Here is an 18,033-nt window from a genome sequence, read left to right as displayed (position 1 = left end):
GAACCCTCGATGTCGTGACGTTGAATCTCCGACTCGCGGCGGCCCTGTGCGTGGCACTGTCCCTGTGCGCGCTGCTGGCGGTCCCCGTCAACTTCCCCGGCCTGAGCGGTGACGCGCGCCTGACCTTCGCCGTGTTCGCGCTGGCGACCTGCGCCTGGATCGGTACGCCGATCGACGACACGTACATCGCGCTCGGCGCCGGACTGGCGCTGACCGCCACCGGCGTCATCAGCAGCGACACCCTCTTCGGCACCCTCGGTGACTCCACCGTGTGGCTGCTCATCTGCGCCTTCGTCCTGGCGGCCGCGGTGGCCCGGACCGGGCTCGCGGGGCGGGCGGCGGCGTTCCTGGTGGGCGGGGCGCGCAGCGTACGGCAGTTGGTCCACCTGACCACGGCCGCGCTGGTCGTCACGGCGTTCGCGGTGCCCGCGACCTCGGGCCGGGCCGCGCTCGCGCTGCCGGTGTTCCTCGCCCTCGCCAAGGCCCTCGCCGACCGGAAGCGACTGGTCGTGATGCTGGCGCTGCTGTTCCCGACCGTGATCCTCCTGTCGGCGGTCGCGACCCTGATCGGCGCGGGCGCGCACCTGATCACCGTGTCGGTGCTGTGGGAGGCCACCGGGGACCGCATCGGCTTCACCCAGTGGCTGCTGCTGGGCCTGCCGCTGGCGGTGGCGTCCTCCCATCTGGCCGCCGAGGCCGTGCTGTGGACGACGACCCGGCGAGCGGACCGCAAGGGCCCCGTACGCATCACGGCCGAGGAGATACAGCGGCACAGCGACAGCCCCGTCACCGGTCCCTGGACGCAGGAGGAGAAGCGCTGCGCCCTGCTGCTGGCCACCGTCGTGGCCCTGTGGTGCAGCGAGCCGCTGCACCGGGTCCCGCCCGCGGTGGTCGCGCTGATCGGCGCGGTCGTCGCCTCCTCCCCCGCGCTGGGCACCGTCCGGCTGAAGGACGCGCTGAAGACCGTCCCCTGGTCGCTGCTGCTGTTCATGGCGGCGACGATGGCGATGGGCGTCGCGCTCGCCGACTCCGGGGCGGCGAAATGGCTGGTGTCCGGACTGCCCGCGCACGTCACCCCGGCCGTCTTCCTCACCGTCGTGGTCGTCGTCAGCACTGCGGCGCACCTGGTCCTCCAGTCCCGCTCGGCCCGCTCCTCGGTACTGGTCCCGCTGGTGATCGCCGCGGCCGTGGGCGCCGGGGTCAACCCGGTCGCCGCCGCACTCGCCTCCACCGCCGCCGCCGGCTTCTGCCACACGCTGCCGGCCTCCGCCAAGCCCGTCACGCTCTTCGCGGACATCCCCGGCACCCCCACCTACACCCCGCGCGACCTGCTGCGTCTGTCGGCCGTACTGGCCCCGCTGACCGCCGCGCTCGTCCTGCTCTTCGCCGCCGCCGTCTGGCCGCTGCTCGGCGTACCCGTGACCCGTTGAAGGAGCCGTATCGTGCTGAACCGTGTCGTCGTAGCCCCCAGCGGCTTCAAGGAGTCCCTGTCCGCCCAGGCCGCCGCCGACGCCATCGCCGCGGGCGTGCGCCGCGTCCTGCCGGACGCCGAGATCGACCGGATCCCGCTGGTGGACGGCGGTGAGGGCACCGCCACCGCGCTGGCCGCCGCGACGGGCGGGCGGCTGGTCGCGCTGGCCGCCACCGGTCCCGTCGGCGAATCCGTCGGCACCCACTTCGCGTTGCTCGGCACCCAGGGGACGGCGGTGGTCGAGATGGCCGCCGTCGCCGGCCTCGCCCTGGTCCCGCGGGCCCTGCGCGACCCGGGCGCGACGACGACGTACGGCGTCGGCGAACTGGTCCGCGCCGCGCTCGACACCGGCGTGCGGCGCATCCTCGTCGGCTGCGGCGACTCGGGTACGTCCGACGGGGGCGCGGGAGCGCTCCAGGCGCTCGGCGCCCGGCTGCTGGACGCCGACGGCTTCGAACTCCCGCCCGGCGGACGGGAGCTGACTCGCCTCGCACGCATCGACCCGTCCGGGCTGGACGCCCGGCTGAGGGACGTCGAGCTGCTCGTCGCCTGCAATCCCTTCAACGTGCTGTGCGGCGAGCGCGGCGTGGCCCGGGTGTTCGGCCCGCAGAAGGGGGCGACCCCGGCACAGGTCGAGCAGTTGTCGGCCGGCCTGGAGAACTGGGCCCGCGTCCTCACCCGCGACCTCGGCGTCACCGACACCGACCTGCGCCTCGGCCCCGGCACCGGCGCCTCGGGCGGTCTGGGCGCGGGCCTCGCCGCCCTCGGCGCCCGCCTCCTGCCCCGCTTCGACGTGCTGCTGGACCACCTCGACCTGGACGCCCGCCTCGCCCGGGCCGACCTGGTGCTCACCGCCGAGGGCGCCCTGGACCGGCAGACCCCGCGCGGCAAGGTGCCGGCCGAGGTGGCCCGCCGCGCCAAGCTGCACGGCCGCCCGGTCCTGGCCCTGGCGGGCACCCTCGGAGAGGGCGCGCACGACGTGCCGGGCGTGGACGCCTGCCACGGCATCCTGCCGGCGCCGATGGCCCTGGCCGAGGCCCTCGTGCGCGCCGCCGAACTCCTCACGGACGCCACGGAACGCGCCCTGAGGATGGTGCTCCTGGGCGCCCGGCTACCGGTTCACGCGGAGGTGTCCGGCACGCAACGGCCGTCCTCGGTACGGTAGTTCCACCGGGCTCCGTCCCGTACGAGTTCCTTCACGGCGGTCACGAACCGCTCCACGTGCTCGTCCGGGGTGCCCGCGCCGAAGCTCACGCGGATCGCGTTGAGGGACTTCTCCCCCGGAGCCGCCTCCGGGGCGCCGCACTCGCCCTGGGTCTGCGGGTCGCTGCCCAGGAGGGTGCGCACCAGCGGGTGGGCGCAGAAGAGGCCGTCGCGCACGCCGATGCCGTACTCGGCGGAGAGCGCGGCGGCGAAGTGGGAGCTGTTCCAGCCCTCGACGACGAAGGAGATCACACCGACGCGGGGGGCGTCGTCACCGAAGAGGGACAGGACCCGCACCTCGGGCACCTCGGCGAGCCCCTCCCGCACCTTGCCGATCAGGTACCGCTCGCGGGCCACCAGCGTGTCGAAGCCGGCCTCGGTGAGGGCCTTGCAGGCCGAGGCGATGGCGTAGGCACCGATGACGTTGGGGGACCCGGCCTCGTGGCGGGCGGCGCTGTCGTGCCACTCCACGTCCACGCCGCCGTCGGTGCGCCGGGTGACCCGGCGGCTGGCGCCGCCGCCCGCGAGGTACGGCTCGGCCTCGCGCAGCCAGTCGGCGCGGCCGGCCAGCACGCCGGAGCCGAACGGCGCGTACAGCTTGTGCCCGGAGAAGGCGACCCAGTCGACGTCCAGGTCGCTCACGCTCACCGGGTGGTGCGGGGCGAGCTGGGCGGCGTCGAGCACGATCCGGGCACCGTGCGCGTGCGCGGCGGCGGCCAGCTCGCGCACCGGCCAGAGCTCGCCGGTGACGTTGGAGGCGCCGGTCACGCAGACCAGGGCGGGGCCGTAGGGGTCGCGGGCGGCGAGGGCGCGCTCCAGCGTCGCGACCGCCTGGTCCGGGCTGCCGGGGGCGTCGAGGTAGGTGACCTGAGCGTCCCGCCAGGGCAGCAGCGAGGCGTGGTGCTCGGTCTCGAAGACGAAGACCCGGCAGTCGTCCGGGAGGGCGCCGGCGAGCAGGTTGAGGGAGTCGGTGGTGGACCGGGTGAACACCACCTGGTCGCCGCTCCGGCAGCCGAGGAACTCCGCGACGGACCTGCGGGCGTTCTCGAACAGGTCCGTCGACAGCTGCGACAGGTACCCGGCACCGCGGTGCACGCTGCCGTAGTACGGGGCGTAGGCGGCCACGTCGTCCCAGACCCGCTGCAGCGCGGGCGCGCTGGCGGCGTAGTCGAGCGCGGCGTAGGTGACCTCGCCGCCGGTGACGAGCGGGACGGTGACATCTCGCCCCAGAACGGGCAGCGGCGCACAAACGGACTGGTCGGCGGCAGCGGTGGAGACGGACATGGCGAACTCCCGTGAGGTCAGGCGGAATCACCACGCGAGCGCACACGGCTCGGGCGTGGGAGAAGGTGAAAGGGGTGTGCGGAGGCGGGGCTCTGCGGCCCTAACGCATTCGCTGATTCACGGAAGGCTCCCTCGAACGACCAGGACCCCTGGCCCCGCGCTCCTTCAGGAGCGCGCGAGGGGTCCGCGCTTGCCGTGGACCTTGCTGTCCACGGCCTGGTCTTCACCCGGGGCACCCCGCCACGGACGGAGGGTTGCCGGACAGTCGGCCGGGGCCGAATGACTGTCACTCATGACCTGCACAGGAACGTACGGGAAAAGATCGGCGTCCCGCAACCCGAGTCCGGATCGCGGGACGCACCTCACCTCACAAGGGGCTACGCGTGGCTCGCGGCCACCCAGCGCTCCAGGACGCGCCTGGCCGCACCGGAGTCGATCGATTCCGCGGCCCGGTCCATCCCGGCCCGGATCCGCTCGGTCAGCGGCCCTTCGCCGGCCTCCAGGGCCACCAGGGCGGCCGCCGCGTTCAGCAGCACCGCGTCCCGCACCGGCCCTCTCTCGCCGTTCAGCAGCCGCCGGGCCACGTCGGCGTTGTAGGAGGCGTCGGCACCGCGCAGCGCCTCCACCGGGACCAGTTCCAGGCCGACGTCCCGCGGGTCGAAGCTCTCCTCGGTCACCTTGCCGTCCCGCACGACCCACACCCGGGAGGTGGACGTCGTGGTCAGCTCGTCCAGGCCGTCGTCGCCCCGGAAGACCAGGGAGGAGTTGCCGCGCTCGGCGAACACGCCGGCGATGATCGGGGCCATCCTGGGGTCGGCGACGCCGACCGCCTGTGCCTTCACCTTCGCCGGGTTGGTCAGCGGGCCGAGGAAGTTGAACACCGTCCGCACGCCGAGCTGGCCCCGGGCCGCCGCCACGTGGCGCAGCGCCGGGTGGAACTTCACCGCGAAGCAGAAGGTGATCCCGGCCTCCTCGGCCACTTCGGCCACCCGCTTCGGCGTCAGCTCCAGATTGACGCCGAGCTTCTCCAGCACGTCGGACGCGCCGGACGCCGAGGAGGCGGCACGGCTGCCGTGCTTGACGACCTTCGCGCCCGTGCCCGCGATGACGATCGCCGACATGGTGGAGATGTTGACGGTCTTGGCACCGTCGCCGCCGGTGCCGACGATGTCGACGGTCCTGCCGGGCACCTCGATGACGTGCGCGTGCTCGTACATCGAGCGTACGCAGCCGGAGATCTCCCCGACGGTCTCGCCCTTGGCCCGCAGGGCCGTCGCGAACCCGGCGATCTGTACGTCGGTCGCCTCGCCGCGCATGATCAGGTCCATCGCCCAGGCGGTGTCGTCCGCGGACAGGTCGTGGCCGTCGAGCAGGCCGTTCAGCAGGGCGGGCCAGGAGCGGCCCGCCGCGGTGTCGCCTCCAGCGGGGGTCACAGCGCTCATCAGCCGCTCCTGGGTCGTAGACAGGTGAGTCAGGTCTGCCTCCACCCTATCCAGCCCGCGGCACGGCGAAGGGCCCCGTCCGCAGACCGGACGGGGCCCTTCGACCGTGGTGTGGCGACGTGGTGATCAGTGGTGGCCGTGGCCGCTCGTGATCTCCCTGTACTCCTCGACGGTCGGCTTCGGGATCTGGTTCCCCTCGCCGTAGTACGCGTTGCTGAGCTTGGCGCGGAGCTTCTCGGAGCTCTTGGCCTTGCGCTCGACGCCGTTCTCGTCGACGGTCGGGCCGATCTCGGCCGGCTTGTACTGCTCGTGCGCGGTGAGCGTGTACATGTGCTCCTGGCTGAGCGGCTCGTGCACCTCGATGAACTCACCGTGCGGCAGGCGCTTGATGATGCCCGACTCGCGGCCGTGCAGCACCTTGTCCTTGTCCCGGCGCTGCAGGCCGAGGCAGATCCGCTTGGTGACGATGAACGCGATCACGGGGCCTGCGAAGAACCCGATGCGGACGAACCAGGTCACCGCGTTGATCGACAGGTGGAAGTGGGTCGCGACGATGTCGTTGCCACCACCGATCAGCATGATCATGTACGCGGTGATCCACGCGACACCGAACGCCGTCCGGGTCGGGGCGTTGCGCGGCCGGTCCAGGATGTGGTGCTCGCGCTTGTCGCCGGTCACCCAGGACTCGATGAACGGGTAGACGGCGATCAACGCGAGGAACAGACCGAAGATCACCAGCGGGATGAACACACCCAGGACGAGCGTGTGACCCCAGAGGTTGATCTCCCAGCCCGGCATGGCGCGGACCAGACCCTCGGCGAAGCCCATGTACCAGTCGGGCTGGGCGCCGGTCGACACCTGGTCGGCCCGATAGGGGCCCAGGGCCCAGATCGGGTTGACGGTGGCGATGCCGGCGACGAGGGCGATGACACCGAAGACCAGGAAGAAGAAGCCTCCGGCCTTCGCCATGTACACCGGCAGCAGCGGCATGCCGACGACGTTCTTGTTGGTCCGTCCGGGACCGGCGAACTGCGTGTGCTTGTGGTAGAAGACCAGGATCAGGTGGCCGACCACCAGACCGAGCATGATGCCCGGCAGCAGCAGGATGTGGATCGAGTAGAACCGTGCGACGAAGTCGTCGCCCGGGAACTCTCCGCCGAACAGGAACATCGAGATGTACGTGCCGACGATCGGCACGGACAGGATCGCGCCCTGCGTGAAGCGGACACCGGTGCCGGAGAGCAGGTCGTCCGGGAGCGAGTAACCGGTGAAGCCGGTGAACATGCCCAGGACGAACAGCAGGAAGCCGAACAGCCAGTTGATCTCACGCGGCTTGCGGAACGCGCCGGTGAAGAACACGCGCATCATGTGCACGAACATGCCGGCGAGGAAGATGATCGCCGCCCAGTGGTGGATCTGCCGGATCAGCAGACCACCGCGCACGTCGAAGCTGATGTCCAGCGTCGACTTGTAGGCCTCGCTCATCAGCTGGCCCTGCATCGGGACGTAGCTGCCGTGGTACTCCACCTCGTTCATCGACGGGTGGAAGAACAGCGTCAGGTACACACCCGTGAGGATGATGATGATGAAGCTGTAGAGGCAGATCTCACCCAGCATGAAGGACCAGTGGTCCGGGAAGATCTTGCGCATGTTGGCCTTGGCCAGGGAGTAGATCCCGAGCCGGCCGTCGGCCCAGTCGGCGACACGCTCGCCGGCCGGTGCCTTCCCGCGTGAGCGGGAATCGGTGTTCGCTGTAGTGCTCATCCGCGCTCCCAGAATGCAGGACCGACGGGCTCTTCGAAGTCGCCGAGCGCTTCGAGGTAGCCCTCGTCGTTCACGCCGATGCGGAGCTGCGGCAGGGCGTGACCGGCGGGACCGAAGATCACTCGGGCGCCGTCGGAGAGGTCGAAGGTGGACTGGTGGCAGGGGCACAGCACGTGGTGCGTCTGCTGCTCGTACAGGGAGATCGGGCAACCGACGTGGGTGCAGATCTTCGAGTACGCCACGATGCCCTCGTGCGACCACTCGAGCTCGCGCTTGTCCTTGATGTTCTCCGGCTGGATCCGGACGATCATCAGGGCGGCCTTGGCGATCTCGTTCTGGAAGCCGTGGTCGTGCTCCTCCAGGCCCTCGGGCTTGGCGAAGGTCAGCGAACCGACCGCGACGTCCGAGGGACGCAGCGGCTCGTTGGTGTTCATGTTGACGAGCAGCTTGCCCTTGGACCACAGGGTGTGGCGCAGCTTCTCCTCGGGCAGCGGACCGAGGTCGCGCAGCAGGACGACGCCGGAGAGCGGCACCAGCGTGAGCGCACCGAACATGGTGGTGCGGATCAGCTTGCGCCGGCCGATCGCGGACTCCTTGGCGCCCTGCTTGAAGTCGGCGAAGACCTTCTCGCGCACCTCGGGGGACGCCTCGATCGCGTGGCGCTCGTCGGCGACCTCCACGTCGGACATCAGGGTGCGCGCCCAGTGGACCGCGCCGGCGCCGATGGTGAACAGGGCGATGCCGAGCGTCACACCGAGCGCGAAGTTCAGCGCGCTGATGTGGCCGAGCGGCCAGATGTAGACCGACGTGTCGACGTCGATCGCCACGAACGAGGCGATGAAGCCGATGGTGGCCAGCATCGACACCGTGAACATCAGGGCGACCGTGCGCTCGGACCGCTTGGCGGCCCGCTCGTCGACGTCCTGGATCCGGTGCTCGTGGGGCGGCAGGCCCGGGTCGGCGAACGGGTGCTCCTCGTCCGCGACGCCTACCGCGCCGTGAGCGGCGCCCTGCTCAGCGGGCAGGTTCTCTTCTGGAATGTCTTGGCTACTCATGACTTCTTGGCCTTTGCGGTCCGAGCGGCGACCCACACGGCGACGGCGATGCAGGCGCCGAGACCGAAGATCCAGCCGAACAGGCCCTCGGTGACCGGACCGAGTCCGCCCAGGCTCAGGCCGCCGGGGCTTTCGGTCTCCTCACCGTTGACCGCGTTCAGGTACGCGATGATGTCCTTCTTGTTCTGCTCCGACAGCGTGGTGTCGGGGAAGGAGGGCATGTTCTGCGGGCCGGTCTGCATGGCCTGGTAGATGTGCTTGGGGTCGACGTCCTCGAGGGTCGGGGCGTACTTGCCGTGCGTCAGCGCGCCGCCCTTACCGGTGAAGTTGTGGCACTGCGCGCAGTTGGTGCGGAACAGCTCACCGCCCTTGGCGATGTCCGCGCCCTCCGGGCCGTACTTCTCCTCCGACGGGACCGCCGGACCGGCGCCCAGGGAGGCGACGTACGCCGCCAGCTGGTCGATCTCGGCCTGGGAGTAGATGACCTTCTTGCGCGGAACCTGCGCGCCCGGCTGCTGGGCCGGCATACGGCCGGTGCCGACCTGGAAGTCGACGGCCGCGGCGCCCACGCCCACCAGGCTCGGGCCGTCGGTGGTGCCCTGACCGCCGGTGCCGTGGCAGCTGGCGCAGCCGACGGCGTAGAGCTTCTTGCCCTCTTCGATGGCGAGGGACTGGGCGGTTTCATCGGCCTGCGCCTTGTCCGCGGGCGCGAACACGGCGTACAGCCCCCCGGTGCATGCCAGCGCGAGGAGTAGTACGACGAGCGCCGCCAGCGGATGGCGTCGTCGTGCGGAGAGCTTTTTCACGGATTACCCCGGTGTCAGGATCTTCTGCGTCGATGCTTCTGGGATGTGCGCGGGAGCGGTCCGCGCCTACTTGATCATGTAGATCGTGGCGAAGAGGCCGATCCAGACGACATCGACGAAGTGCCAGTAGTAGGACACGACGATGGCGGCGGTCGCCTGCTCGTGGGTGAACCTCCGGGCCGCGTAGGTACGGCCGAGGACCAGCAGGAAGGCGATGAGACCGCCCGTCACGTGCAGGCCGTGGAAGCCGGTGGTCAGGTAGAACACCGAGCCGTACGGGTCCGACGAGAGCGACAGGCCCTCGTGCTTGACCAGCTCCGTGTACTCGAAGACCTGACCGCCGATGAAGATCGCACCCATGACGAAGGTGACGATGAACCACATCCGGAGCTTCTTCACGTCACCGCGCTCGGCCGCGAACACGCCGAGCTGGCAGGTGAGGGAGGAGAGCACCAGGATCGTGGTGTTCGTCGCGGAGAACGGGAAGTTCAGCGCGTCGGCCTTCTCGGACCAGAAGTCCGGGCCGGTCACCGATCGCAGGGTGAAGTACATCGCGAAGAGGGCCGCGAAGAACATCAGCTCGGAACTCAACCAGATGATGGTTCCGACGCTGGTGAGGTTCGGCCGGTTGACCGACGGGTGCGCGTGCCCGGTTTCTACTGTCGTTGCTGTCGCCACGACCGACATTATGTCGGTCGCTTATCCCGCCCTCACTCCGGGGGGTGCCGTTCGGAGTGTCCGCACCCTCTGCAGTGCCCGTATGGCCCATCGAACGGCACGTCGAAGGCATGTGCCGACCGGTGTTGACGGGGTGTCCAAGGGAGTAGCATCCCGCGCAACGGGCTACGACAGTCTTCACTGCGTATCGGAGGAAGCATGCAGCCGACCGCCACGGTGCTGGTCTACAGCGACGACTCCAACACCCGCGAACAGGTGCGGCTCGCCACCGGCCGGCGGCCGGCTCCGGACGTGCCCGTGGTCGAGTTCGTCGAGTGCGCGACTCCGGCCGCCGTCGTGAGGGAGCTGGACAAGGGCGGGATCGACGTCTGCGTCCTGGACGGCGAGGCGGTGCCCATGGGCGGCATGGGGGTGTGCCGCCAGATCAAGGACGAAATCTTCCAGTGCCCGCCGGTGCTGCTGCTCATCGGGCGGCCCCAGGACGCCTGGCTGGCCACGTGGAGCCGCGCGGACGCCGCTGTGACGCTGCCGGTGGAGCCCGTCGAGTTCGCCGGTGCTCTGGCCTCTCTGCTGCGGCAGAGGCACCTGCAGAGCGCCTAGGGGCTCGGTCCTTTCCGTCGTCCGCGGCTGCGGGCCGTCCGGCGTCGATCGCGCGGTGCCCCGCGCCCCTTGCGGGGCGCTCACACCGCCGTCGGGCGGAGTCGTGCCGTGTCCTGTGGTGCGGCCTGGGGGGTGCCCGTCAGGGCGCTGCCCGAGCGCCACTTGGTCCAGTCCACGTTCCAGTCGCCGAAGCCGTTGCCGAACGGTTCCATGATCTTGCCGGCGGAGTTGACGACCTGGACGATGTCGCCCTCGCGGACGGTGTCGAAGAACCACTGGGCGTTGGCGGTGCTCATGCCGATGCAGCCGTGGCTGACGTTGGCGGAGCCCTGGGAGCCGACCGACCAGGGGGCGGCGTGCACGTACTCACCGCTCCAGGTGACCCGGGTGGCGAAGTGCACGGGCATGTCGTACGACTCGGACGAGCCCTCCGCGATGCCGACGGTGCTGCTGCGCATGCGCACGACGGATTCCTTGGCCAGCACGACCTTGACGCCGTTGCGGCTCTCGAAGCCGGGTTTGCCGGCGGTGACGGGGATCCGCTTGATCTCCTTGCCGTTGCGCAGGACCGTCATCGTGTGCGCGGCGGCGTCGGTGAGGGCGACGATGCTGTCCCCCGTGCTGATCTTCAAGGGCTTGGCCGCGCCGCCCCACAGCCGGTCGCCGATCTTGATGCCTTCGAGGTTGCTGCTGACCTGGACGGTGGCGTGGGCGGGCCAGTACTCCCTGGGCCGGTAGTGCAGCTTCTTGTCGTCCACCCAGTACCAGGCGCCTTCCACGGCGGGCGTGGACTGCACCTTCAGCGCCCGCTCCACCACGGCGCGCTGCGCCTCGTCCTTCACCGGCTGGCTCAGTTCGGCCGTGACGGGCTGGCCCACGCCGTACGTGCCCGCCTGGGGCCCGAAGGTGACGTTCAGGGTCTTCTTGGCTCCGTGCTTGCCGGTCTCGAAGGTGAGCACCTTGCGGCCGGGCGCCCCGCTGCCGTTCTCGGTGCTGACCCGCACCGTGTAGCGGGCGTTGGCGGCCAGCGGCGAGGTGCTGTGCCAGCGGGCCCCGTCGGCGGAGAGTTCGCCCGCCACGTAGCGGCCTGTGGCGTCCATGGCCGTGACGTCCGTGATCCGTCCGTCGGCGCCCTCGGCGACGACCTCCAGGGGCTTGTCCGGGTCGGCCTTCTTCCCCTCGTCCGTGGGTCCGTTGAAGGAGATCTGGTCCGCCGCGTCGTACGGCGTGGCCGAGAGCGGGTTGTCGTCACCGCTGCACGCGACGCCGGTCGCGCCGAGGGCGACCACCAGCAGAGTGCAGCCGACGACGGTGCGCCCCAGCGCCGGGAAATGAACCGTGTTGTTCATGCCCTCACGCTAGGGAGGGGCGTCAACGGTGGCGCGCTGAATCATCCGGACGGGTGAGAAACGTAGGCCATGCGAAGGGGCCCGGACCCTCCTGTCGGAGTGTCCGGGCCCCTGAGCGCTCGACGCGTGTTACTGGGTGCGGTTCTCACCGCGGTAGTACTCGAAGACCCAGCCCCACAGACCGATCAGGACCAGCGGCGCCGAGAAGTACATCAGCCACCAGCCGATCGCGATGCTCAGGAAGGCGAACGCGCCACCGATGCCGAGGGACAGCGGCTGCCAGCTGTGCGGGCTGAAGAACCCGACCTCGCCGGCGTCGTCCGCGACGTCCGCCTCCTTGTTGTCCTGCGCGCCGACGTCCACCCGGCGGGCCGTGAAGCCCAGGTAGAAGCCGATCATGATGCACAGACCGAAGGCCAGGAAGAGGGCCGTGGTGCCGGCCGGCTCCTTCGACCACACGCCATAGACGACCGCGATGGCGAGGATGAAGACGCTCAGCCAGATGAACATCTTGCCCTGGATCTTCACTTGCCGGCCTCCTTGCCGCCAGCGAGGGCCTTCTCACCGTGACCGACGTTCTCGAGCTGGTCTAGAGCGGAGATCTCCGGGTGGTGCAGGTCGAAGGCGGGGGATTCACTGCGGATGCGCGGCAGCGTCGTGAAGTTGTGCCGCGGCGGCGGGCAGGACGTCGCCCACTCCAGCGAGCGGCCGTAGCCCCACGGGTCGTCCACGCCGACCGGCTTGCCGTACTTGGCGGTCTTCCAGACGTTGTAGAAGAACGGCAGGAGGGACATGCCGAGCAGGAACGAGGCGATCGTGGAGATCGTGTTCAGGGCGGTGAAGCCGTCGGCCGCCAGGTAGTCGGCGTACCGGCGCGGCATGCCCTCGGCGCCCAGCCAGTGCTGGACCAGGAAGGTGCCGTGGAAGCCGATGAACAGCGTCCAGAAGGTGATCTTGCCCAGACGCTCGTCGAGCATCTTGCCCGTCCACTTCGGCCACCAGAAGTGGAAGCCGGCGAACATCGCGAACACGACCGTGCCGAACACCACGTAGTGGAAGTGCGCCACCACGAAGTACGAGTCCGAGACGTGGAAGTCCATCGGCGGCGAGGCCAGGATGACACCGGTCAGACCACCGAAGAGGAAGGTGATCAGGAAGCCGGTGGACCAGAGCATCGGGGTCTCGAAGCTCAGCGACCCCTTCCACATGGTGCCGATCCAGTTGAAGAACTTCACACCGGTCGGGACCGCGATCAGGAAGGTCATGAACGAGAAGAACGGCAACAGCACGCCGCCCGTGACGTACATGTGGTGGGCCCACACCGTCACCGACAGACCGGCGATGGCGATCGTCGCGCCGACCAGACCCATGTAACCGAAGATCGGCTTGCGCGAGAACACCGGGATGATCTCACTGACGATGCCGAAGAACGGCAGCGCGATGATGTACACCTCTGGGTGTCCGAAGAACCAGAAGAGGTGCTGCCACAGCAGGGCTCCGCCGTTGGCCGAGTCGAAGATGTGCGCACCGAACTTGCGGTCCGCCTCCAGCGCGAACAGGGCCGCGGCGAGGACCGGGAAGGCCAGCAGGACCAGCACACCGGTCAGCAGCACGTTCCAGGTGAAGATCGGCATGCGGAACATGGTCATGCCGGGCGCGCGCATGCAGATGATCGTGGTGATGAAGTTGACCGAGCCGAGGATGGTACCGAAGCCGGAGAAGGCCAGACCCATGATCCACAGGTCGCCGCCGATGCCCGGCGAGTGCACCGCGTCGGACAGCGGCGAGTAGGCGAACCAGCCGAAGTCGGCCGCGCCCTGCGGGGTCAGGAACCCGCCCACCGCGATCAGGGAGCCGAACAGGTACAGCCAGTAGGCGAACATGTTCAGCCGGGGGAAGGCCACGTCCGGCGCGCCGATCTGCAGCGGCATGATCCAGTTCGCGAAGCCCGCGAACAGCGGCGTCGCGAACATCAGCAGCATGACCGTGCCGTGCATCGTGAACGCCTGGTTGAACTGCTCGTTCGACATGATCTGCAGGCCCGGCCGGGCCAGCTCGGCGCGCATGAAGAGCGCCATCACGCCACCGATGCAGAAGAACGCGAACGACGTGACCAGATACAGCGTGCCGATCGTCTTGTGGTCGGTGGTGGTCAGCCACTTGACGACGACTTCGCCACGCCTCTGGCGCCGGACCGGCAGCTCATCCTGATAGTGGGATCCTGCTGCCGCGGCACCCTGGGGTTCGTTGAGGATGCTCACAGGTTGTTCGTCTCCCGGTTCTTCTCGTGGCTCGTCTGCGCGATGCCGGCGGGAACGTAACCGGTCTGCCCCTTCTTCGCGAGGTCCTTGAGGTGCTGCTCATAGCGCTCAGGGGAGACGACCTTGACGTTGAACAGCATCCGGGAGTGGTCGACGCCGCAGAGTTCGGCGCACTTGCCCAGGAAGGTGCCCTCCTTGTTGGGGGTCACCTCGAAGGCGTTGGTGTGGCCCGGGATGACGTCCTGCTTCATCAGGAACGGCACCACCCAGAAGGAGTGGATGACGTCCCGCGAGGTCAGGACGAAGCGGACCCGCTTGCCCTCGGGCAGCCACAGCGTGGGGCCCGGGTTCTTGGTCTGGGGGTTCTCCGTGCCCGGGACACCGCAGTCGTAGACGCCGCCGGCGTCCGCCGGGAACTCGTCCTTGTACCGGTCGGGGATCGCGGCCAGTTCCTTGGACGTCTTGGCGTCACCGGAGGAACCCTCGACGCCCTCGACGTAGTTGAAGCACCAGCTCCACTGGAAGCCGACCACGTTGACGGTGACGTCGGGCTTCTTCTCGAGCTTGAGGAGCTCGGACTCGTCCCGCGCGGTGAAGTAGAAGAGAACCGACACGATGACGAGCGGAACCACGGTGTACAGCGCCTCGAGGGGCATGTTGTACCGGGTCTGCGGAGGAACTTCGACCTTGGTGCGGCTGCGCCGGTGGAAGAATGCACTCCACAGGATCAGGCCCCACACCAGCACGCCGGTGGCGAGCGCGGCAGCCCAGGATCCCTGCCACAGGGAGAGGATCCGCGGAGCCTCTTCCGTGGTCGGGGTGGGCATACCGAGGCGGGGGAAGTCCTCGTATGTGCAACCGGTGGCGGTCGCCAGGACCAGGCCCGCGGTCAGTGCCTGCAGCAGCTTCCGCCGCATCGGGCGCCGCGGCGAGCGGTCGGAGCCGTTGGGACTCACGTAGCGCCTTCCCGAGAGTCTCGCCCGCGCTGGTTGGCTGCGGCCTTCTCGCTGGTCGGTCGCCGCCCTGCGTCGGGCAGGGGTTTGATGTTTATGCGGACCAAACCCTAGCCGACGCCCTCCGGGGGTTCGCGGGGAGGGTGGCATACGCGTCGCGGGTCGACCTGAAAGGGTGGGACGGCGCGCCAACTGGGCCGGGAGTGCGGCTTATGTGGCGGCTGACGGTCCGTCGCGGCCGGCATGCGCCCGGGCGGCACGGCCGCATGCCGGCGCGGCCTCGCGCCCGGGGCGCTTAGCGTTGTTGTGTGTCCTACTTCGATGCTGCCTCCTCCGCTCCCCTCCATCCCGTGGCCCGCCAGGCCCTGATGGCCTCCCTGGACGAGGGGTGGGCCGATCCCGCGCGTCTGTACCGAGAAGGGCGTCGGGCCCGGATGCTGCTGGACGCGGCGCGGGAGGCCGCGGCCGAGGCGGTGGGGTGCCGGCCGGACGAGCTGGTGTTCACCCCCTCCGGCACCCGTGCGGTGCACTCCGGCGTCGCGGGCGCGCTGGCCGGGCGGCGACGCGCCGGTCGTCACCTGATCGTGTCAGCGGTCGAGCACTCCTGCGTACTGCACGCGGCCGAGACGCACGAGGCGGACGGCGGGTCGGTCACCCGGGTCGCCGTGGACCGTACGGGCGCCGTCGACCCGTCGGGCTACGCGGCGGCGCTGCGGGACGACACCGCCCTGGCCTGTCTGCAGTCGGCCAACCACGAGGTGGGCACCGAACAGCCGGTGGCCGCCGTGGCCGAGGCGTGCCGGGCGGCGGGCGTGCCGCTGCTGGTGGACGCGTCCCAGTCGCTGGGCTGGGGCCGGGTGGCGGGCGACTGGTCGCTGCTGGCGGCGAGCGCGCACAAGTGGGGCGGACCGTCGGGGGTCGGTCTGCTCGTCGTCCGCAAGGGGGTGCGGTTCGCGCCCCGGGGACCGGCGGACGAGCGGGAGTCGGGCCGGGCTCCCGGCTTCGAGAACCTCCCGGCGATCGTGGCCGCCGCGGCGTCGCTGCGGGCGGTGCGGGCCGAGGCGGCCGAGGAGGCGGCCCGGCTGCGGGAGCTGACGGACCGGATCCGGGCACGGGTGCCCGCGCTGGTGCCGGACGTGGAGGTGGTCGGCGATCCGGTGCGCCGGCTGCCCGGGATCGTCACCTTCTCGTGCCTCTATGTCGACGGGGAGACCCTGCTGCACGAACTGGACCGTGCGGGGTTCTCGGTCTCCTCCGGCTCGTCCTGCACGAGCAGCACCCTGATGCCGAGCCATGTCCTCAAGGCGATGGGGGTGCTCAGCGAGGGCAACGTCCGGGTGTCGCTGCCGCCGGGGACACCCGCCGAGGACGTCGACCGGTTCCTTCAGGTGCTGCCGGGCACGGTGGCGGCGGTGCGGGAGAAGCTGGGGGCGCCGACGGCCCCGGAGGTCGTCCGTGAGGGCGGGGCCGACCTCGTCGTCGACGCGATCGGCCGGCGCTGCCCGATTCCGGTCATCGAGCTGGCCAAGGTGATCGGTGACGTGCCCGTCGGCGGCACGGTCCGTGTCCTGTCGGACGACGAGGCGGCGCGGCTGGACATCCCGGCGTGGTGCGAGATGCGGGGGCAGGAGTACGTGGGCGAGGAGCCGGCGGAACGAGGAACGGCCTACCTGGTCCGCCGGGCCGGGTGACCCGCCCGGGGGCGCGGGGAGAGCCGTCGGACCAGCCCCCCGCGCACCCGCACCCGACCGGGGGCCGCCCCAGGGACGTCAGGCCAGCTTCGCCTGGACCTCCGCGGCGGCCTCGTCCCCGTACGCCTTGGTGAACCGTTCCATGAAGTGACCCCGCCGCAGCTGGTACTCCTGCGTACCCACCGTCTCGATGACGAGAGTCGCCAGCATGCACCCCACCTGTGCGGCCCGCTCCAGGGAGACCCCCCACGCCAGTCCCGACAGGAACCCCGCGCGGAAGGCGTCGCCGACGCCGGTGGGGTCGGCCTTGCGCTCCTCGTCCGGGACGGCGACCTCGATGGTCTCCTCGCCGGCCCGCTCGATGCGCACGCCCCGGGCGCCGAGGGTGGTGACGCGGTGGCCGACGCGGGACAGGATCTCGGCGTCCGTCCAGCCGGTCTTGGTCTCGATGAGCCCCTTCTCGTACTCGTTGGAGAAGAGGTAGGTCGCCCCGTCCAGCAGTATCCGGATCTCGTCGCCGTCCATGCGCGCGATCTGCTGGGAGAAGTCGGCGGCGAACGGGATGGACCGCGAGCGGCACTCCTCGGTGTGCCGGAGCATCGCCTCCGGGTCGTCGGCGCCGATGGAGACCAGGTCGAGGCCGCCCACACGGTCGGCGACGGTCTTGAGCTCGATCAGGCGGGCCTCGCTCATCGCACCCGTGTAGAAGGAGCCGATCTGGTTGTGGTCGGCGTCGGTCGTGCACACGAAGCGGGCGGTGTGCAGGGTCTCGGAGATGCGCACCGAGTCGGTGTCGACGCCGTGCCGCTCCAGCCAGGCGCGGTACTCGTCGAAGTCCGAGCCCGCGGCGCCGACCAGGATCGGCCGGGTGCCGAGCTGGCCCATGCCGAAGGCGATGTTGGCGGCGACGCCGCCGCGGCGCACGTCGAGCTTGTCGACCAGGAAGGAGAGCGAGACCGTGTGCAGTTGGTCCGCGACGAACTGGTCGGCGAAGCGGCCGGGGAAGGTCATGAGGTGGTCGGTGGCGATGGAGCCGGTGACTGCGATGCGCACGGCGTGGACTCTCTCCTGCGGGGAGGGTGGGTTGACAGTCCACGCTACCCGGGAGTGCCCCCGCTCCGAAGCAGGCAAAACTACCCGATAGTAGATCTTTCTTCGCGGTCCGGGACGTGCCTACGGTTCCCTTATGACGAACCTCAAGAGCGTCTCGACCGCCCCGGGTGCCCCGGCCGACCTGGAGGGCGACCTGGCCTCGCTGCGCGGTGACTGCGCCCGGATGTCGGCGCACTGGTCAGCCCCCGAGCGGAGCCCCTCCCGCCCCGTCCCGCTGTCGCTGATCCACGGGGTGACCGTGCCGCAGACGTCCGCCCGGCTGCTGGACGCGATGTCGGACTACGGCGACTGAGGCACCCGTCCGGGCGACACCCGGCACCCGGGAACCGGATGCTCCCCCACCGCGTCCCATCGCTGTCCCCA

The 18,033-nt window shown here is 70.1% G+C and carries 16 protein-coding genes and 1 riboswitch; of the genes, 5 read left to right on the top strand and 11 right to left on the bottom strand.

Features of this window, described 5'->3' with window-relative positions; all coding sequences use genetic code 11:
- The first annotated feature begins 14 nt into the window (after positions 1–14).
- Both IE260_RS29060 and IE260_RS29055 read left to right on the top strand, forming a co-directional pair.
- Positions 15–1,430 carry an SLC13 family permease gene (locus IE260_RS29060; RefSeq protein WP_189877166.1) on the top strand — a complete coding sequence of 472 codons (1,416 nt, stop codon included), beginning with the start codon at positions 15–17 and terminating at the stop codon, positions 1,428–1,430.
- Between the two features lie 12 nt (positions 1,431–1,442).
- Positions 1,443–2,636, top strand: a complete 1,194-nt coding sequence (locus IE260_RS29055; protein WP_189877164.1) for a glycerate kinase — start codon at positions 1,443–1,445, stop codon at positions 2,634–2,636.
- On the opposite strand, the gene IE260_RS29050 is transcribed toward IE260_RS29055, so the two are convergent.
- The 6 genes from IE260_RS29050 to ctaE all read right to left on the bottom strand — a co-directional run bounded on the left by IE260_RS29050 (position 2,591) and on the right by ctaE (position 9,712).
- On the bottom strand, positions 2,591–3,958 hold the full coding sequence (locus IE260_RS29050; RefSeq protein WP_189877162.1) for an aminotransferase class V-fold PLP-dependent enzyme: 1,368 nt from the start codon (positions 3,956–3,958) through the stop codon (positions 2,591–2,593). The genes IE260_RS29055 and IE260_RS29050 overlap by 46 nt on opposite strands.
- Positions 3,959–4,139: 181 nt before the next feature.
- Positions 4,140–4,256: riboswitch (SAM riboswitch) on the bottom strand.
- Positions 4,257–4,335: 79 nt separating this feature from the next.
- Positions 4,336–5,400, bottom strand: coding sequence for an anthranilate phosphoribosyltransferase (trpD, locus tag IE260_RS29045; protein WP_189877160.1), 1,065 nt, complete (start codon positions 5,398–5,400; stop codon positions 4,336–4,338).
- Positions 5,401–5,526: 126 nt separating this feature from the next.
- The gene (qcrB, locus tag IE260_RS29040) at positions 5,527–7,164 is read right to left on the bottom strand and encodes a cytochrome bc1 complex cytochrome b subunit (protein WP_189877158.1); all 1,638 of its coding nucleotides are present in this window, start codon (positions 7,162–7,164) and stop codon (positions 5,527–5,529) included.
- On the bottom strand, positions 7,161–8,219 hold the full coding sequence (gene qcrA, locus IE260_RS29035; protein ID WP_189877156.1) for a cytochrome bc1 complex Rieske iron-sulfur subunit: 1,059 nt from the start codon (positions 8,217–8,219) through the stop codon (positions 7,161–7,163). The genes qcrB and qcrA overlap by 4 nt, the downstream gene beginning before the upstream one ends.
- Positions 8,216–9,025, bottom strand: a complete 810-nt coding sequence (qcrC, locus tag IE260_RS29030) for a cytochrome bc1 complex diheme cytochrome c subunit (protein ID WP_189877154.1) — start codon at positions 9,023–9,025, stop codon at positions 8,216–8,218. Before qcrC ends, qcrA begins: the two co-directional genes overlap by 4 nt.
- Before the next feature lie 66 nt (positions 9,026–9,091).
- The gene (gene ctaE, locus IE260_RS29025; RefSeq protein WP_029393865.1) at positions 9,092–9,712 is read right to left on the bottom strand and encodes an aa3-type cytochrome oxidase subunit III; all 621 of its coding nucleotides are present in this window, start codon (positions 9,710–9,712) and stop codon (positions 9,092–9,094) included.
- 189 nt (positions 9,713–9,901) lie between these two features.
- On the opposite strand from ctaE, the gene IE260_RS29020 reads away from it, so the two are divergent.
- Entirely contained in the window at positions 9,902–10,303 is a 402-nt protein-coding gene (locus tag IE260_RS29020) for a response regulator (RefSeq protein ID WP_189877152.1), read from the top strand.
- Positions 10,304–10,383: 80 nt separating this feature from the next.
- Here the strand turns inward: IE260_RS29020 and IE260_RS29015 are convergent, their stop codons facing one another.
- The 4 genes from IE260_RS29015 to ctaC all read right to left on the bottom strand — a co-directional run bounded on the left by IE260_RS29015 (position 10,384) and on the right by ctaC (position 14,869).
- On the bottom strand, positions 10,384–11,652 hold the full coding sequence (locus IE260_RS29015; protein WP_189877150.1) for a L,D-transpeptidase: 1,269 nt from the start codon (positions 11,650–11,652) through the stop codon (positions 10,384–10,386).
- A gap of 129 nt (positions 11,653–11,781) precedes the next feature.
- Positions 11,782–12,180, bottom strand: a complete 399-nt coding sequence (locus IE260_RS29010; protein ID WP_189877148.1) for a cytochrome c oxidase subunit 4 — start codon at positions 12,178–12,180, stop codon at positions 11,782–11,784.
- Entirely contained in the window at positions 12,177–13,913 is a 1,737-nt protein-coding gene (ctaD, locus tag IE260_RS29005) for an aa3-type cytochrome oxidase subunit I (protein ID WP_189877146.1), read from the bottom strand. Before ctaD ends, IE260_RS29010 begins: the two co-directional genes overlap by 4 nt.
- Positions 13,910–14,869 carry an aa3-type cytochrome oxidase subunit II gene (gene ctaC, locus IE260_RS29000; protein WP_189877144.1) on the bottom strand — a complete coding sequence of 320 codons (960 nt, stop codon included), beginning with the start codon at positions 14,867–14,869 and terminating at the stop codon, positions 13,910–13,912. The genes ctaD and ctaC overlap by 4 nt, the downstream gene beginning before the upstream one ends.
- Before the next feature lie 305 nt (positions 14,870–15,174).
- Here ctaC and IE260_RS28995 point away from each other — a divergent pair, with 305 nt between their 5' ends.
- Positions 15,175–16,557, top strand: a complete 1,383-nt coding sequence (locus IE260_RS28995; RefSeq protein ID WP_189877142.1) for a cysteine desulfurase/sulfurtransferase TusA family protein — start codon at positions 15,175–15,177, stop codon at positions 16,555–16,557.
- A gap of 78 nt (positions 16,558–16,635) precedes the next feature.
- On the opposite strand, the gene IE260_RS28990 is transcribed toward IE260_RS28995, so the two are convergent.
- Positions 16,636–17,610, bottom strand: a complete 975-nt coding sequence (locus tag IE260_RS28990; RefSeq protein ID WP_189877139.1) for a carbohydrate kinase family protein — start codon at positions 17,608–17,610, stop codon at positions 16,636–16,638.
- Positions 17,611–17,743: 133 nt separating this feature from the next.
- Here IE260_RS28990 and IE260_RS28985 point away from each other — a divergent pair, with 133 nt between their 5' ends.
- Entirely contained in the window at positions 17,744–17,962 is a 219-nt protein-coding gene (locus tag IE260_RS28985; RefSeq protein WP_189877137.1) for a hypothetical protein, read from the top strand.
- The last annotated feature ends 71 nt before the right edge of the window (positions 17,963–18,033 follow it).

The sequence above is a fragment of the Streptomyces viridiviolaceus genome (assembly GCF_014650995.1).
Lineage (GTDB): Bacteria > Actinomycetota > Actinomycetes > Streptomycetales > Streptomycetaceae > Streptomyces > Streptomyces viridiviolaceus.
Note: the sequence above shows the minus strand (reverse complement) of the source record. Positions and strands in the feature narration are given on the sequence as shown.

Bases quoted from the DNA above. Each gene is read 5' to 3' on its own strand.
- trpD (WP_189877160.1), bottom strand. From the start codon at position 5,400: ATGAGCGCTGTGACCCCCGCTGGAGGCGACACCGCGGCGGGCCGCTCC.
- IE260_RS28985 (WP_189877137.1), top strand. From the start codon at position 17,744: ATGACGAACCTCAAGAGCGTCTCGACCGCCCCGGGTGCCCCGGCCGAC.
- qcrA (WP_189877156.1), bottom strand. From the start codon at position 8,219: ATGAGTAGCCAAGACATTCCAGAAGAGAACCTGCCCGCTGAGCAGGGC.
- qcrB (WP_189877158.1), bottom strand. From the start codon at position 7,164: ATGAGCACTACAGCGAACACCGATTCCCGCTCACGCGGGAAGGCACCG.
- IE260_RS29020 (WP_189877152.1), top strand. From the start codon at position 9,902: ATGCAGCCGACCGCCACGGTGCTGGTCTACAGCGACGACTCCAACACC.
- IE260_RS29015 (WP_189877150.1), bottom strand. From the start codon at position 11,652: ATGAACAACACGGTTCATTTCCCGGCGCTGGGGCGCACCGTCGTCGGC.
- IE260_RS29050 (WP_189877162.1), bottom strand. From the start codon at position 3,958: ATGTCCGTCTCCACCGCTGCCGCCGACCAGTCCGTTTGTGCGCCGCTG.
- ctaE (WP_029393865.1), bottom strand. From the start codon at position 9,712: ATGTCGGTCGTGGCGACAGCAACGACAGTAGAAACCGGGCACGCGCAC.